General features: G+C 67.8%; 12 protein-coding genes. 6 read left to right on the top strand and 6 right to left on the bottom strand.

Annotation, left to right across the window (positions count from 1 at the left end):
• Positions 1-20: 20 nt before the first annotated feature.
• From ACOGI7_RS10235 to ACOGI7_RS10220, 4 genes are read left to right on the top strand one after another with little or no spacing between them, the layout of a single operon-like run.
• Positions 21-491, top strand: coding sequence for a VOC family protein (locus ACOGI7_RS10235; RefSeq protein WP_419848659.1), 471 nt, complete (start codon positions 21-23; stop codon positions 489-491).
• Positions 491-1,732, top strand: a complete 1,242-nt coding sequence (locus ACOGI7_RS10230; RefSeq protein ID WP_419848658.1) for an MBL fold metallo-hydrolase — start codon at positions 491-493, stop codon at positions 1,730-1,732. Before ACOGI7_RS10235 ends, ACOGI7_RS10230 begins: the two co-directional genes overlap by 1 nt.
• Positions 1,733-1,782: 50 nt before the next feature.
• Complete coding sequence (locus ACOGI7_RS10225) at positions 1,783-2,991, top strand: acyl-CoA dehydrogenase family protein (RefSeq protein ID WP_419848657.1); 1,209 nt, start codon at positions 1,783-1,785, stop codon at positions 2,989-2,991.
• Between the two features lie 5 nt (positions 2,992-2,996).
• The gene (locus ACOGI7_RS10220) at positions 2,997-4,247 is read left to right on the top strand and encodes an ABC transporter substrate-binding protein (protein ID WP_419851496.1); all 1,251 of its coding nucleotides are present in this window, start codon (positions 2,997-2,999) and stop codon (positions 4,245-4,247) included.
• Between the two features lie 4 nt (positions 4,248-4,251).
• Here the strand turns inward: ACOGI7_RS10220 and ACOGI7_RS10215 are convergent, their stop codons facing one another.
• Entirely contained in the window at positions 4,252-5,184 is a 933-nt protein-coding gene (locus tag ACOGI7_RS10215) for a D-isomer specific 2-hydroxyacid dehydrogenase family protein (protein WP_419848656.1), read from the bottom strand.
• Positions 5,185-5,205: 21 nt separating this feature from the next.
• On the opposite strand from ACOGI7_RS10215, the gene ACOGI7_RS10210 reads away from it, so the two are divergent.
• Positions 5,206-6,582, top strand: a complete 1,377-nt coding sequence (locus tag ACOGI7_RS10210; protein ID WP_419848655.1) for a cystathionine beta-synthase — start codon at positions 5,206-5,208, stop codon at positions 6,580-6,582.
• On the top strand, positions 6,579-7,733 hold the full coding sequence (locus tag ACOGI7_RS10205) for a cystathionine gamma-synthase (RefSeq protein WP_419848654.1): 1,155 nt from the start codon (positions 6,579-6,581) through the stop codon (positions 7,731-7,733). The genes ACOGI7_RS10210 and ACOGI7_RS10205 overlap by 4 nt, the downstream gene beginning before the upstream one ends.
• A 5-nt stretch (positions 7,734-7,738) precedes the next feature.
• Here ACOGI7_RS10205 and ACOGI7_RS10200 read toward each other — a convergent pair whose 3' ends face one another.
• The 5 genes from ACOGI7_RS10200 to ACOGI7_RS10180 are packed head-to-tail and all read right to left on the bottom strand — an operon-like array spanning position 7,739 to position 13,477.
• A complete protein-coding gene (locus ACOGI7_RS10200; protein ID WP_419848653.1) occupies positions 7,739-8,635 on the bottom strand; it encodes an LLM class flavin-dependent oxidoreductase in 897 nt (298 codons plus the stop codon).
• 1 nt (position 8,636) lies between these two features.
• Positions 8,637-9,047 carry an RpiB/LacA/LacB family sugar-phosphate isomerase gene (locus ACOGI7_RS10195; RefSeq protein WP_419848652.1) on the bottom strand — a complete coding sequence of 137 codons (411 nt, stop codon included), beginning with the start codon at positions 9,045-9,047 and terminating at the stop codon, positions 8,637-8,639.
• A 4-nt stretch (positions 9,048-9,051) separates the two neighbouring features.
• Complete coding sequence (locus ACOGI7_RS10190) at positions 9,052-10,218, bottom strand: amidohydrolase family protein (protein ID WP_419848651.1); 1,167 nt, start codon at positions 10,216-10,218, stop codon at positions 9,052-9,054.
• Positions 10,215-11,966 (bottom strand): N-acyl-D-amino-acid deacylase family protein, encoded by a 1,752-nt coding sequence (locus ACOGI7_RS10185; RefSeq protein WP_419848650.1) that lies wholly within the window; start codon positions 11,964-11,966, stop codon positions 10,215-10,217. The genes ACOGI7_RS10190 and ACOGI7_RS10185 overlap by 4 nt, the downstream gene beginning before the upstream one ends.
• Positions 11,963-13,477 (bottom strand): GMC family oxidoreductase, encoded by a 1,515-nt coding sequence (locus ACOGI7_RS10180; RefSeq protein WP_419848649.1) that lies wholly within the window; start codon positions 13,475-13,477, stop codon positions 11,963-11,965. The genes ACOGI7_RS10185 and ACOGI7_RS10180 overlap by 4 nt, the downstream gene beginning before the upstream one ends.
• Between the last annotated feature and the right edge of the window lie 14 nt (positions 13,478-13,491).

The raw sequence follows: 13,491 nt of genomic DNA, 5'->3' as shown, positions 1-13,491 counted from the left end.
GCCTCAGGCTACGCTGCGGCATGGCCAAAATGCGCTTCAACCACATGGAGCTGACGCTTCCGCTGGGGACATTGACCGACGACTATCGGGCGGAGGTGCGCGAGTTCTACGGCGATGTGTTCGGCTGGACCGCCAGGGACACCCAGATCCTCAAGCAGACCGCGCTGCTGTTGTCCACTGATCCTGCCACCAGCCAATTCATCCTGCTAGCCGAGCACAAGGAGCCGATGACCCCCCCGCCGTTCGACCATCTCGGTTTGCTGTTCGACACCCGGGACGAGGTCGACACTTGCCTGGCCAAATGCGAAGCCTGGCAGGAGAAGGACCCCCGGGTGGAGATAAAGCGTTACGACGACCTCGTAATGCCCACCGTGACCGTCCATGCCTTCTACATGCGGTACCTGCTGCCCATTCATCTGGATGTGCAGTGCCATGAGCACCCCGAGGGCGTGGAGATTCGCCCGGGTCGCTGGGTTTGGGTTGATGACTGATGGCTGACGAGCGGGTCTCGGAGCTGATTGGGAGGGATGGCCCCGAGACGGCAACCGAGGTAGCCGACCGGATTTGGATGGCGGAGGGCACGGCCAACGCCTACAAGGTGGCCACCCCTGAGGGCAGCGTGATGATCGATGCCGGACTGGCCGGCGACGCCCGCCGCTTTTATCGCCAGCTCTCGGCCGCGCCCGGCAACCCGGTGCGCTACATCGTTTTGACCCACGCCCACGAGGATCACATCGGCGGTCACCGGCTCTGGTCCCGGGAGGGCGCCCAAGTGGTGGCCCACCGCCTGTGCCTCCAGCGCGATGAGCAGTACCGCCGGCTGACCCAGTTCCGGGTGGATCGGGCCAAGATCTTGTGGGGGGCGGCCATGAACCTCCGCACCGAATCCGGCCGGGTGGAGCCCACCCCGCCGATAGAGGCCGACATCGTGGTCGACCGCTCCCACACCCTTCGAGTGGGCGATCTCACCTTCGAGGTGATGCACACCCCCGGAGCGGAGGGCCCCGACGGGCTCACGGTGTGGGTTCCCGAACTGCGGGCCGCTTTCGTGGGCGACCTTTGGGGTCCGATAATCGACGCCTTCCCCAACCTGTTCACCTTGAGGGGCGAGCCCTACCGCGACGCTCAGCAATATATGGAGTCGCTTCGCGAGGTTCGCGACCTTGAGCCGGAGATTGCCCTGGCCGGACACTTCGAGCCGGTTGTGGGCCAAGATCAGGTCCGAGACGTGCTCACCCGCATGCACGACGGGGTGGCCTGGGTGTGGGACCAGGTGATCGACGGAATGAACGAGGGCAAGGACCCCTTCACGCTCATGAAGGAGATCCGCCTTCCCGACGACTCTCCCCTGAATGAGACCTACGGCCGGGTGGACTGGGGCGTCCGGGCCATCTGGGAGGGGCTGGCCGGTTGGTTCACCTATCGGTCCACCGCTGATCTCTACGCCACGTCTCCTGAGGCGGTCTACCCCGATGTGGTGGACCTGGCCGGGTCCGATGCCCTGGTGGCCCGCTCAGAGCAGCGGCTGGCCGCCGGTGAGCTACTCGAAGCCCTGCATTTGGCCGACATGGTTCTGGCCGCCGACGCCGTCCACGTAGGGGCGCTGTCGGCCAAGCTCGCTGCCCTCCGATCGATGGGGGAGCAATTCGGCCTGCGCAACTTTCAGGAGGCCGGGTGGTACCGGGCTGAGATCGCCCGAGTAGAGCAGGAATTGGAAGCGGCACAGGGGTAGAGGACCGGTGCAAAGTGCTGGTTCGCCCGTAATCGACTTACCCTGTCCCCGTGGATTTCGGCGACACCCCCGCAGAAGCAGCGTTTCGGGCTGAGGCCCAATCCTGGCTGGAGGCCAATGCGCCGGCCAAAGGCTCGCCGGAGGCGTTCAATGAGATGTTCAATCCGGGCATCAACGCGGGCCGAGAGGAGGAAATGGCCGGTCGAGCCCGAGCCTGGCAAGCGCGGCTGGCCGCCGATGGCTGGGCTTGTCTGGACTGGCCGACAGAGCACGGGGGGCGGGGGGCCTCCACCATGGAGGCCATCATCTTCGAAGAGGAGCAGAGCCGCTACGGCGTCGTGATGTCGATATTCATGGCTGCGCTCGACATGGCTGCTCCCACGCTCATGGCGTGGGGCACCGATGAGCAGAAGAGGCGATTCTTGGACCCGATCCGCCGGGGGGAGATGGTGTTCGCTCAGCTGTTCAGCGAGCCCAACGCCGGCTCCGATTTGGCCGGGCTCCAGACCCGGGCGGTCCGAGACGGCGACGAGTTCGTGGTCAACGGCCAAAAGGTGTGGAACTCCTACGCCCATCTGGCCGACTGGGGCATCCTGTTGGCCCGCACCGATTCGGATGTGCCCAAGCACCAAGGCCTTACCTATTTCTTTGTGGAGATGGACACGGAGGGCTTGGAGCCGCGGCCCCTGCGCCAGATAACCGGAGGGGCCGAGTTCAACGAGACCTTCTTCGACGATGTGCGAGTCCCAGCCGAGAATGTGATCGGCGGGGTCAACAACGGCTGGGCGGTGGCCCAGACCACCTTGAACAGCGAGCGCGCCGCGGTGGGCGCCCAGTCGTCCCGGGTGGACGTCCCCGCTTTGGTGGAACTGGCCCGCCGCAAGGACCAAGACGGCGATCCGGCGGTTCGCCAATCCCTGGCCGAAGCGTGGATCAGGTCGGAAGTGCTCCGCTACCTGGGCATGCGGGTGTACACCGCATTGAGCCAGGGCACCGAGATCGGCCCGGAGGCCTCGATCACCAAGATCCTGGCCGGCGACCACATCCGCGACACCAGCCAAACGGCCATGGAGCTGCTGGGACCGGAGGCGATGTTGAACGACGACAGTTGGGTGTGGCAGATGGTCGGCCATTTCGCCCACAAGATCGGCGGGGGCACTCCAGAAATCCAGCGCAATGTGATCGGCGAACGCATTCTCGGGTTGCCCCGCGAGCCGCGAGCCGACAAGGGCGTTCCCTTCCGCGACCTTAAAATGTGAGTGTGATGCCGTCCGGCGCAAGGCCAGTGCTCCTGGCCGTGCTGGTGCTGTTGGCCTGCACCGGCTGCGGGCTGTTCAGCGAGGGAACGGTCATCAGCTCTGCCCCCATGACCGAGGAAGAGGGACAGCCGGCCGTCCAGAGCTCTCCCACCCCCACCGCGACGTTCGCCGGCGCACCGCTGCCCGACGACGCCATCGTGATCGGCGCGCTCATGGCCACCACCGGGTTCCTGGCCGACTACGACGAGCCGGCTCTGGTGGCCGCCCAGAACCGGATTGACGCGTTGAACGAGGCCGGCGGCCTGCTGGGACGTCCGGTGGTGCTTCGCCACTTTGACAGCCACACCGAGATGTCCTCGATGCACCGAGGGGCGGAACAGCTTCTCCTGGACGGCGTCGACCTGGTGTTGATGACGTGCGATGCCGTCTTCGCCCAACCCGCCCTCAACGCGCTGGAGAGCTCGGGCACTCTGGTGATCAGCCCCTGTGGAACCGACGACATCTGGATTTCCGGAGAGCTGGGAGAACGGGTCTTCTCATTGGGCACGCCGGTGAGCACTGAAGCGGAGATCTTGGTCTCGCTGGTCGCCGAGCGGGGTCTCACTGATGCGACGGTGATCATCGATCAGACCAGTACTGAGGCGGTGGCAGTCTGCGAGGCCTTCGAGCAGGGCTTCGCAGGCCGGATATCCGGCCTGTACCGCTATCAGCCGACCGATCCCGGCCTATTAGAGCCCATCTTGTCGGGGCTGGCCGGCTCCAGCACTGAGGCCATCGTGTTCTGCGGGACCAGGCTGGTGGCCCCCGAGATCCTGGCGCCGATCCGCGGCGCGGGCATCGTCCAGCCCATTTTCGCCAGCTCCACCATGGACGGCGATCATTGGCTGGGCCATGTTCCCGGCGTCGGCGACTTCACCATGCTCTCTTACGCCTCGGTCTACACCGACTCCCCCGATCCCAGCCCCGAAGTTCGCCAGTTGCTCGCCGACTATTTCGCGGTGACCGGCCATCGAGCCCGAGACGGTCGAGCGGTCACCGGGCACGACGCTGTGGAGGCCTATGTGCGGGCGGTCGAGCGGGCCGGAACCACCGATCCCGCCGTGGTGGCCGTCCAAATGGAGCGGTTCGATGCCGAAGATCTGGTTGCCGGCCCCGTCACCTTCGGCTCCCGCGTCCACGCGGCGATCGGGCGTCCCATGAGGGTGATCACCATCCAAGACCCCTACGCCCGATTCGAGCGAATCGTCGGACCGTAACGGCTCAGTAGCCGAGGTCGACGTCCACGGGGCCGAGCAGCTCCTCGCCGGCGATGTAGCGCCGGACGTTCTCAGTGACCCGGCGGGCGAGGAGCTTCAGTCCCATCTCGGGGGTGTTGCCCACATGGGGGGTGATGAGGCAGTTGTCCATGCTCCACAGGGGGTGTCCGTCGGGGAGGGGCTCGGGGTCGGTCACATCCAACCCGGCACCGCCGATGGCCCCGGCGGTCAGCGCTTCCACCAGATCGTCGGTGACCACATGGCCGCCCCGGCCCACGTTGATCAGCCAGGCATGGGCGGCCATGGCGTCGAGCGCGGCGGCGTCGATGATGCCGGCGGTCTCGGGAGTCAGCGCCAGCGCCACCACCACAACATCGGCGTCGCGGAGGGCGTCGTGCAGATCTTCGGGGCCGACCACCCGTTCGACGCCCTCCATGGGTGCAGGATGGCGGCGCAGCACGGTGATCTGACAGTCCCACGGTTCCAGCAGGCGGACCAGCGATTCGGTGATGCCGCCGCCGCCGAGCACCGTTACCCGGCCGCCCAGCAAGTTGCGGCCCTGCGGTGGCATCCAGCTGCGGGCCCGGGCGAAGCTCCCCATTCCCCGCAGGCCGGCCAGGGCCAGCATCAGCGCATGCTCGGCCACCGGCTCGGCGTACACCCCCTTGCCGCAGGTCCAGTGGTGGTCTCGGTCCAGCAGATGGGTCAAGTTCTCGATGCCGGCGTAGGGGAGCTGCACCCACCCGATGCCCGGTCCATCCTCCAGCACCCCGGGCAAGAGCTCGGGGGCGGCGGGCTCCGCCCACACCAAGGCCTCGGCCCCGGCGGGGGCCGACACCGCGCCCCCTCCGGCGACCACCGCGTCGACCAGCACCGGCCGACGCCAGCATTCGGGCTCCACCGCGACGTTCGGAAGTGTGATGCGAGGCCGGTTCATGGCAACGGGTAGCTTATGGGCGTGGAGGTCGCCGACTCGATCCTCGACCTCATTGGAGACACTCCGCTGGTGCGGATGCGGCGCATCGCTGAGGGGGTGTCGTGTGAGGTGCTGGCCAAGCTGGAGATGCTGAACCCGGGCGGCAGCGTGAAGGACCGGCCCTCGGTGGCCATGATCGATGCCGCCGAGCGCGATGGGCTGCTGAAGCCGGGCGGGACCATCATCGAGCCCACCTCGGGGAACACCGGCGTGGGATTGGCCCTGGTCGCCGCCCAGCGGGACTACCGCTGCATCTTCGTGATGACCGACAAAGTGAGCCCGGAGAAGGTGCAGCTGCTGCGGGCCTACGGCGCCGAGGTGGTGGTGTGCCCGGTGGCGGTGGATCCCGAAGACCCTGATTCGTACTACTCCACCGCCGAGCGACTGGTGGCCGAGACCCCCGGTGCCTACCGGCCCAACCAGTACTTCAACCAGGTGAATCCCCTGTCGCATGAGCAGACCACCGGTCCGGAGCTGTGGAAGCAGACCGCCGGGCGCATCACCCATTTCGTGGCCGGGGCAGGCACCGGCGGCACGCTCAACGGGGTGGGGCGCTTCCTCAAACGGCAGAACCCCGATATCCAAATCGTGGCCGGAGATCCTGAGGGCTCGGTGTTCAGCGGCGGGTCGGGCCGGCCCTACCTGGTGGAGGGGATCGGCGAGGACTTCTGGCCCGAGACCTACGACCCCGAGGTGGTCGATCGGGTGATCCCGATCTCCGACCAGGCTTCCTTCGACATGGCCCGGCTGGTGACCCGGCGGGAGGGGCTGCTGATCGGCGGATCGGGGGGAACCGCCGTGTGCGCTGCCTTGGAGGTGGCCCAAGACTGCGGACCCGATGATGTGGTGGTGGTATTGCTGCCCGATGCCGGCCGGGGCTATCTGTCCAAAGTGTTCAACGACGACTGGATGGCGTCGTACGGTTTTTTGATCGGCGAGCACCCCTGTGTGAAGGACGTGCTCAACGCCAAGGAGGGGGCGCTGCCGCCGCTGGTGTACGTGTTCCCTGACGATCCGGTGAGCGTGGCCGTGACCCGGATGCGCGACCACGGAGTCAGCCAGCTGCCAGTGGCCAAAGGGGAGATGCCCTTGGCCGCCGCCGAGGTTATGGGATCGGTCCACGAGCTTCAGCTCATGGAGTTGGCCTTCAATGGCGATCTGCTGGGCCAGCCGGTGGAGAGCGTGATGAGCCGCCCCCTGGAGCAGATCGGCATCGGCGAATCGGTGGCGCTGGCAGTGACCAAACTGGAGCGGTCCCCAGCCCTGCTGGTGCTCGACGGCGGCCGTCCCCGGGCGGTGATGACCAGTACCGACGTGCTGAGCTTCTTGTCGTCGGGCCCGTCGGCCACGGAGTCATGAGCGGCTCCTCCTCCGACAACTGGGGTTTCGACACTCGGGCCATCCACGTCGGCCAAGAGCCCGACGAGGCCACCGGTGCCATCACCGTTCCCATCCACCTGGCCACCACCTTTGTGCAGGCCGCACCGGGCCAGCATCAGGGATTCGAGTACGCCCGCACTTCCAATCCCACCCGGGTGGCGCTGGAGCGGTGCGTGGCCGGGCTGGAGGGGGCCGAGCACGGCATGGCATTCGCCAGCGGCATGGCTGCGGAGGACGCGGTGGTCGGCATGATGCGCCCCGGCGACCACGTGATTCTGGGGACCGACGCCTACGGGGGCACGTTCCGGCTCATCGCCCGGGTGTACGGCGAGCGGGGCATCGAGTGGTCGGCGGTGGACATGGCCGACTTGGACGCGCTGGGCGCAGCCATCCGCCCTGAGACTCGCCAGATATGGGTGGAGACGCCCACCAATCCCATGCTGGCCGTGGTGGACATCGCTGCGGTAGCCGACATGGCCCACGCGTCAGGGGTCGACGTGGTGGTGGACAACACCTTTGCTACGCCCTACCTCCAGAACCCCCTCGAGTTGGGGGCCGACGTGGTGGTGCACTCCACCACCAAGTATCTGGGCGGCCACTCCGATGTGGTCGGGGGGTTTATCGCCGTGAATCGGGATGATCTGGCCGAGCGGCTGTCGTTCGTCCAGAACGCGGTGGGCGCGGTGCCCAGCCCGTTCGACTGCTATCTGCTGCTGCGGGGAGTCAAGACGCTGGGGGTGCGCATGGACCGCCACTGCGACAACGCGCAGGCGGTGGCCGAGTTTCTGGCCGGCCATCCCGCGGTTGACCGGGTGCTGTTTCCCGGCCTGCCCGACCACCCGGGATATGAGATCGCAGCTCAGCAGATGCGCCGCCCCGGCGGGATGGTGTCGTTCATCCATGGCGGGGGAGAGGCCGCCGCGGTGGCCGCGGTGAGCGCCACCAAGGTGTTCCGGCTAGCCGAGTCTCTCGGCGCAGTGGAGTCGCTCATCGAGCAGCCCTCCACCATGACCCACCTGTCGGTGGCCGACTCGCCGCTAGCAGTGGACCCCGGCTTGGTGCGCTTGTCGGTCGGCATCGAGACCGCCGACGACCTGCTGGCCGACTTGGAGCAGGCCTTGGGCTCGTAGCCGCCTTAGTCCTGCAACGGCAGGAGGTTGTCGGCGAGGGCTTCGATCTCTTCTTTCCAGTCCGGTGGTTCGCCCAGGGGCATGACCACGAACTTGGAGGCGCCGGTCTCGATGAAGGCCTCGATCTTGGGGCGCAGCTCTTTTCGGCTCGACGCCACTAGGTCGGCGGGGTTCTTGTCGGACTGGCGCAGCTTGATGAGCTCGAGGAACCGGTCAGGTAGCGGGCCGTCGGTGTAGGTCAGAAGTGCTCCGTAGTGCTCGGGGTCGATTTCCCGTTCGGCCTCGTCGGCGTGCTGTTTGATGGCGGCGATTCCGTCTCGCACGTCGTCGGGAGTGACAAACGAGGGCAGCCAGCCGTCGCTCAGCCGGCCGACCCGGCGGAGCTCGGAGGGGGCGATTCCGCCCATCCACACGTCTAGAGGCTGCTGGACCGGCTTGATGTCCACCCGGGCGGCGTCGAGATGGAATCGGGGGCCATGGTGCTCCACCACGTCTTCGGTCCACAGCCGGCGCATCAGCGGCAGCGCCTCGTTGAACCAGGCCCCCCGGTCCATGCGGGCCACCCCGAAGGCCTGGTGCTCGGCGGCGTCGGCTACCCCGAGCCCGAACGCGGGCAGCAGCCGGCCGTTGGAGATGCGATCGAGGCTGGCCATGGTCTTGGCCAACAGCACCGGGTTGCGGCCGGGCAGCACCATCACGCTGGGACCGAACTTGAGATGGGTGGTTCGGGCGGCTGCGAAGGTCATGGCCACCACCGGGTCCAGCGCTGGCCCGCTGGCCCGCTCGGCCACCCACAGCGAGTCGAACCCCAACCGCTCCAGTCCGTCGACTACCGCGCCGAACACCTCGGGGTCTCCCGACGCCGTCCCGCCTCCTACGCCAACACCGATTCGGACTCTCATATCAGGAGAGCTTGGCGATCTCGGGGGACTCGTCTGGGTCGGGGTCGGTGCCCAGGAAGGCGTCGAGCATCTCGGCGGCCACCTCAGAGGAGACGAGGCGCAGGCTCAGGGCCAGCACGTTGGCATCGTTCCAGCGGCGGGCACCGCGGGCGGTCTCTGCATCGGTACACAAGGCGGCCCGCACCCCATGCACCTTGTTGGCTGCGATCGACACTCCGGTTCCCGTCCAGCAGCACACCACCCCGATTTCGGCGCTGCCGTCGACCACGGCCTCGCCGACCGCTCGGCCGACGTCGGGCCACGGCGCCCCCTCTGCCGCGGCCGCCACGATGTTGTGGCCGCTGTCGGCCAAATGCTGTTTGATGGCGCCGGTCAGGGCAGTGGGCTCGTCGGTCCCGAAGGCGATGCGCATCCCGCTATCCCGATAGGTCGGCTTCGAGAAGGTCGAGGTCGAAGCCGTAGAGAGTGGCGCAGTTGTCCCTCACGATCAGCTGCTGCTCGTCGTCGGGCACGTCGGCCAGGGTCTCGGCCACCACCTCCCGAGACCGGGGGAAGGTGGACTCGGTGTGGGGGTAGTCGGAGCCCCACATGAGTGTGTGGGTGCCGAAGGTGTCCCGCACTCGCACGCCCACCGCGTCCTCCTGGAAGCTCACGAAGCAGTTGGAGCTGAAGTAGTGACTGGGACGGGCGTCGGGATCGGCGAAGCGGTGCCAGTCGCCCCGCAGCGGCCGGTCGGTGTAGCAGTAGTCCATCTGGAACAGCCAGAACGGGATCCAGCCCACCTCGTGTTCCACCGATCCCACCTTGAGCTGGGGATGGCGCTCGAACACCCCGGCGAAGATCATCTCGCCCAGCGACTTCCGTACGAAGTGGTCTTGCAGGTAGAACGCGGCCTCCGTCACCACCCTCACATCGTTTTTGGTCTGGCCGCTGGCGCTGGCGAGGTGTCGACCGGTGGCCACGTGCATGGACAGGGGGACATCCAGGTCGACCGCGGCCGACCAGAAGGGCTCGTAGCGGGGGTGGTCGTAGCCCTGGCCCGCCGGGGGCATCACGCTGATCATCGCGCCGGACAGGCCCATATTGCGGCACCGGGTCATCTCGGCGATGGCCTCGTCAACGTCGTCCACGTTGATGAGGGCGATGCCCTTCAGCCGTTGCGGGTCGTAGGCGCAGAAATCGGCGATGAAGTCGTTGTAGGCCGCCATGGTCACCGAGCACAGCTCGGAGTCGGGGATGCTGTAGGCCAGCAGCGCCTCGCTGGGGTAGATCACCGAGGCGGCCACCCCGTCGGTGCGGTTGTCGGCGATGAACTTCTCGGGGTCGTAGGCCCCGGGGCGGACCTCGTCGAACGACGCTTCGATGCGGAGCTTGGTGGGGTCTTGGTCGAACCGGTTGCCGGCCTGGAAGCCCAGAAACGACATGGACCGCTGGCCGTCGATGTACCACCAGTCGCCGCCGGGCTCGCGGCGCACCTGCGGCACCCGCTCGGCCATCGGCCCGGCAGTTACCCGCTCGGTCCACAGGTCGGGGGGTTCGATGATGTGGGAGTCGGACGAGATCATCATGGCGGTGGGGCTCATAGCGCTCCTCGTTGGCTGTTGTGGGTTGAGCGGCGAGTCGTCAGGGTCACCGGTTCAGTATCGCGCCCCGATCGCAGCAGATGCCCGGGCCGGGCATCGGTGAATTGGCCATTGGTGACCACTTCGGCACCGTTCACGATCACCGAGGCCACTCCGACGGCTTCGCCGTACAGCCGGCCAGCGTCGGCGGGTAGGTCGTATCGGGTGTGGACCGGGCCCGGCGCCACCGTGTCGGGGTCGAAAACCACCAGATCAGCGTGCCAGCCTTCGGCGATGCGGCCCCGCCCGGCCAGGCCGTAGAGCCGGGCCGGGACGTCGGTGAGCTGTCGGACGTGTTCCTCCAGGCTCAGCAAGCCGAACTGGCGGCTCGCGGCCAGCGATCCGGTGGTATAGGTGAAGAAGTCGAGTTGGTCGAGGTGGGCGCCGGCATCGGATGCCCCCATCACCACCCGGTCGTCAGTCCAGAATCGGGCTCGGGCTTCCCAGTCGGCTCGGTCGGCCCCGTTGGCCGACGACACCAGCACGGTTCGCAGGTCGTCGTCCACCGCGATGTCGCACAGGGCGTCCCACGGGCTCACACCCCGCTCAGAGGCCACATCTCCGACGGTGCGGCCCTCCAGCGGCTTGGTCTGCAGGCTGAACCCCTCGCCGATCACATATGCGCCCCAGTCGGCGAGGTGGGACAGGCGCATCTTCACCGACCGGGCCGATCGGTCGAGTTCCTGGCGGCGCACGGGGTCGGCCAGCAGTTCCCGCCGTTCGTGGTGGGGGAGGGCCATCGGATCCTCCCAGCCGGGCAGGGCGGCCAGCACCGACGGGGTGGCCAGGCAGTGGCGGGCGGTGATGGCCAGCGGAATGGTGAGGGCCAGCACCTCGGCGCCCCGTTCGGCGGCTGCGTCCGACATGCGGAGCCGGTCCCAGCCCCCGGCTTCGGTGGCCGCATCCACGATCACCGGATTCCAGTTGAGGGGTCTGTCTGCGGCCAGGGACATGTCGGCCATGAGCTCGGCTAGCTCGGGATCGAACCCCTCAACACCCGGTGAGATCTCCACCACGGGGGCCGCGGTGCCCTGGACTGCCCGGCACAGGGCAATTATCTCGTCGCGGCTCGCGGCCCGGGAGGGGACCGGCCGACCATCGCCGTCGTGGTGGGTGTTGGATGTTGAAGTGGAGAACCCCAGCCCGCCGGCGGTCAGTCCGGCTCGCAGTTGCCCGGCCATGGCCTCGACGTCGGCGGCGGTGGCCGCCTCCGAGGACCGCTCTCCCATTACCGTGCGGCGGATTGCGGAGTGGCCCACCAGGAATCCGGCGTTGGCGGCCAGAGGCCGATCGGTCCGGTCTAGGTACTCTGCGGTGGTGCCCCAGTCCCAGTTCAGGCCGGTGGCCAATGACTCGGCGGGCATGCCCTCCACCCGGGCCAGCATGGCCAGCAGATAGTCGCGGGCCTCGGGGGTGATAGGGGCCACGGTGAACCCGCAATTGCCCCCGATAACCGTGGTCACGCCATGGAGGGGCGACGGGCTGAGGGTGTCGTCCCACAGCACGGCAGCGTCCAAGTGGGTGTGGATGTCCACAAATCCCGGGGCCACCACCAGACCCTGGGCGTCGATAGTGCGGACAGCGGTGTCGCTCAGCCGAGGACTGATCTCGGCGATGCGCCCACCGGCGATGCCGACGTCGGCCGGTTGGCCTGGTGCGCCGGTGCCGTCGATCACCGTGCCGCCTCGAATGGCGAGGTCCAAGCTCATCGCAGCAGCTCCGCGGCCCGCTCGCCCACGGCGATGCAGGTCAAGTTGGTGTTGGCCCGGGGGATCATCGGCAGGATGGAGGCGTCGAACACCGACAGGCGGTCGATGCCGTGGACCCGGCCGAAGTCGTCCACCACGTCGCCAGCGTCGGGGTCGGGTCCCATCCGACAGGTGCCCGAGGCGTGGTACCAGGGAAAGCTGAACTGTCGGGAGTAGTCGGCCAGGGCATCGTCGTCGCTGTTGGCGAAGGCGGCCTCGTCGAGAACGGCCACCCGCTCGAACCTCTCCGACAGTGCCTCATGGGTGGCCAACCGGTGGCAGAGGCGCAGGCCGTGCACGAGCTGGGCGATGTCGTCAGGGCTGTCCAAAAGGTTGAGGTCGATCACCGGCGGATGCCCAGGGTCGGGCGACAGCACCCGCAGCCGTCCCCGGGACCGGGGGACCTGGATGCCAGCGCAGATGCCCCAGATCAGCTCCGAGCCGCAGACCTCGGCCAAAGGCTCGTTCTGGCTCAGGTCCCAGTGGTTCATCATGCCGATCTGCATGTCGTTGGTTACCGGGCTTTCCGGGGAGCTGTAGCGGATGAGCAGCTGGTGCTGCACCATGTCGGTGGTCACCGCTCCCTCGGGCGGGACCACGAAGATGAACGCCCCCACATGCTCCATGAGGTTGGCGCCCACGCCGGGGAGGTCGACCACAGAGCGAATGCCCACCGCCTCCAGATCCCGTACCGGGCCGATGCCCGAGCGCAGGAGCAGTGCGGGGGTGTTGAGCGCTCCCGCGCACACCACGATGTGCCGGCCCCGAGCCTGCTCCTGGCTGCCGTCGCTAGGCGAATAGGCCACCGCGGTGGCCCGGTCCCGCTCGATCACGATGTGGTGGGCGTAGGCCCCACCGATGATTTCCAGATTGGGCCGCCCGTCGGCCGGGCGGAGGTAGCCCATAGCCGTGGACACCCGCACGCCGTCCACCACATTTTGGGGTGACGGGCCGATGCCTTCCGACACTCCGTCGTTGTGGTCGTCCACCCAGGTCAGCCCGTTGTCTTCAGCGGCAGCCAGGAGTTGCTGCTGGGGGGCGACCAAATCATCTTTGGCTGCCCGCCGGATGGGGATGGGGCCGCCTGTTCCGTGCAGGTCGCCGCCGAGGGGGTCGTCTTCCAGTCGCCGGAAGCAGGGGGCCATGGCCTCCCAACTCCAGTTGGGGCTGGCCCAGGCGTCGTAGTCGCTGGGCATCCCCCGCAGTGCCACGCCCCCGTTCACCGACGACCCTCCGCCCAGGGTTCGGCCCTGGGGGTAGGGGGCAGTGGCGTCTCCGGAGGTGCGGGCCTGAAAGCCCCAGTCGCGCCCGGTGTGGGAGAAGTCCACCGCGCCTAGCCGGTCGGCCTCGGGATCGGGCTCGATCGGCCCGGCCTCCAGCAGCAACACCGAGGCGTCTGAGTTCTCCGACAGCCGGGCGGCCAACACCGCGCCGGTAGAGCCCCCGCCGACGATCACGAAGTCGTAGATCATGCGCGGCGACCGCC

This window comes from Candidatus Poriferisocius sp., from assembly GCF_965204145.1.
Lineage (GTDB): Bacteria > Actinomycetota > Acidimicrobiia > Acidimicrobiales > Bin134 > Poriferisocius.
This window is presented reverse-complemented; position numbering and strand designations above follow the sequence as displayed.

Excerpts from the sequence above, each read along its gene's own strand:
- ACOGI7_RS10195 (WP_419848652.1), bottom strand. The coding sequence starts at position 9,047 with ATGCGCATCGCCTTCGGGACCGACGAGCCCACTGCCCTGACCGGCGCC.
- ACOGI7_RS10190 (WP_419848651.1), bottom strand. The coding sequence starts at position 10,218 with ATGAGCCCCACCGCCATGATGATCTCGTCCGACTCCCACATCATCGAA.
- ACOGI7_RS10220 (WP_419851496.1), top strand. The coding sequence starts at position 2,997 with ATGCCGTCCGGCGCAAGGCCAGTGCTCCTGGCCGTGCTGGTGCTGTTG.
- ACOGI7_RS10230 (WP_419848658.1), top strand. The coding sequence starts at position 491 with ATGGCTGACGAGCGGGTCTCGGAGCTGATTGGGAGGGATGGCCCCGAG.
- ACOGI7_RS10185 (WP_419848650.1), bottom strand. The coding sequence starts at position 11,966 with ATGAGCTTGGACCTCGCCATTCGAGGCGGCACGGTGATCGACGGCACC.
- ACOGI7_RS10235 (WP_419848659.1), top strand. The coding sequence starts at position 21 with ATGGCCAAAATGCGCTTCAACCACATGGAGCTGACGCTTCCGCTGGGG.
- ACOGI7_RS10200 (WP_419848653.1), bottom strand. The coding sequence starts at position 8,635 with ATGAGAGTCCGAATCGGTGTTGGCGTAGGAGGCGGGACGGCGTCGGGA.
- ACOGI7_RS10205 (WP_419848654.1), top strand. The coding sequence starts at position 6,579 with ATGAGCGGCTCCTCCTCCGACAACTGGGGTTTCGACACTCGGGCCATC.
- ACOGI7_RS10180 (WP_419848649.1), bottom strand. The coding sequence starts at position 13,477 with ATGATCTACGACTTCGTGATCGTCGGCGGGGGCTCTACCGGCGCGGTG.
- ACOGI7_RS10215 (WP_419848656.1), bottom strand. The coding sequence starts at position 5,184 with ATGAACCGGCCTCGCATCACACTTCCGAACGTCGCGGTGGAGCCCGAA.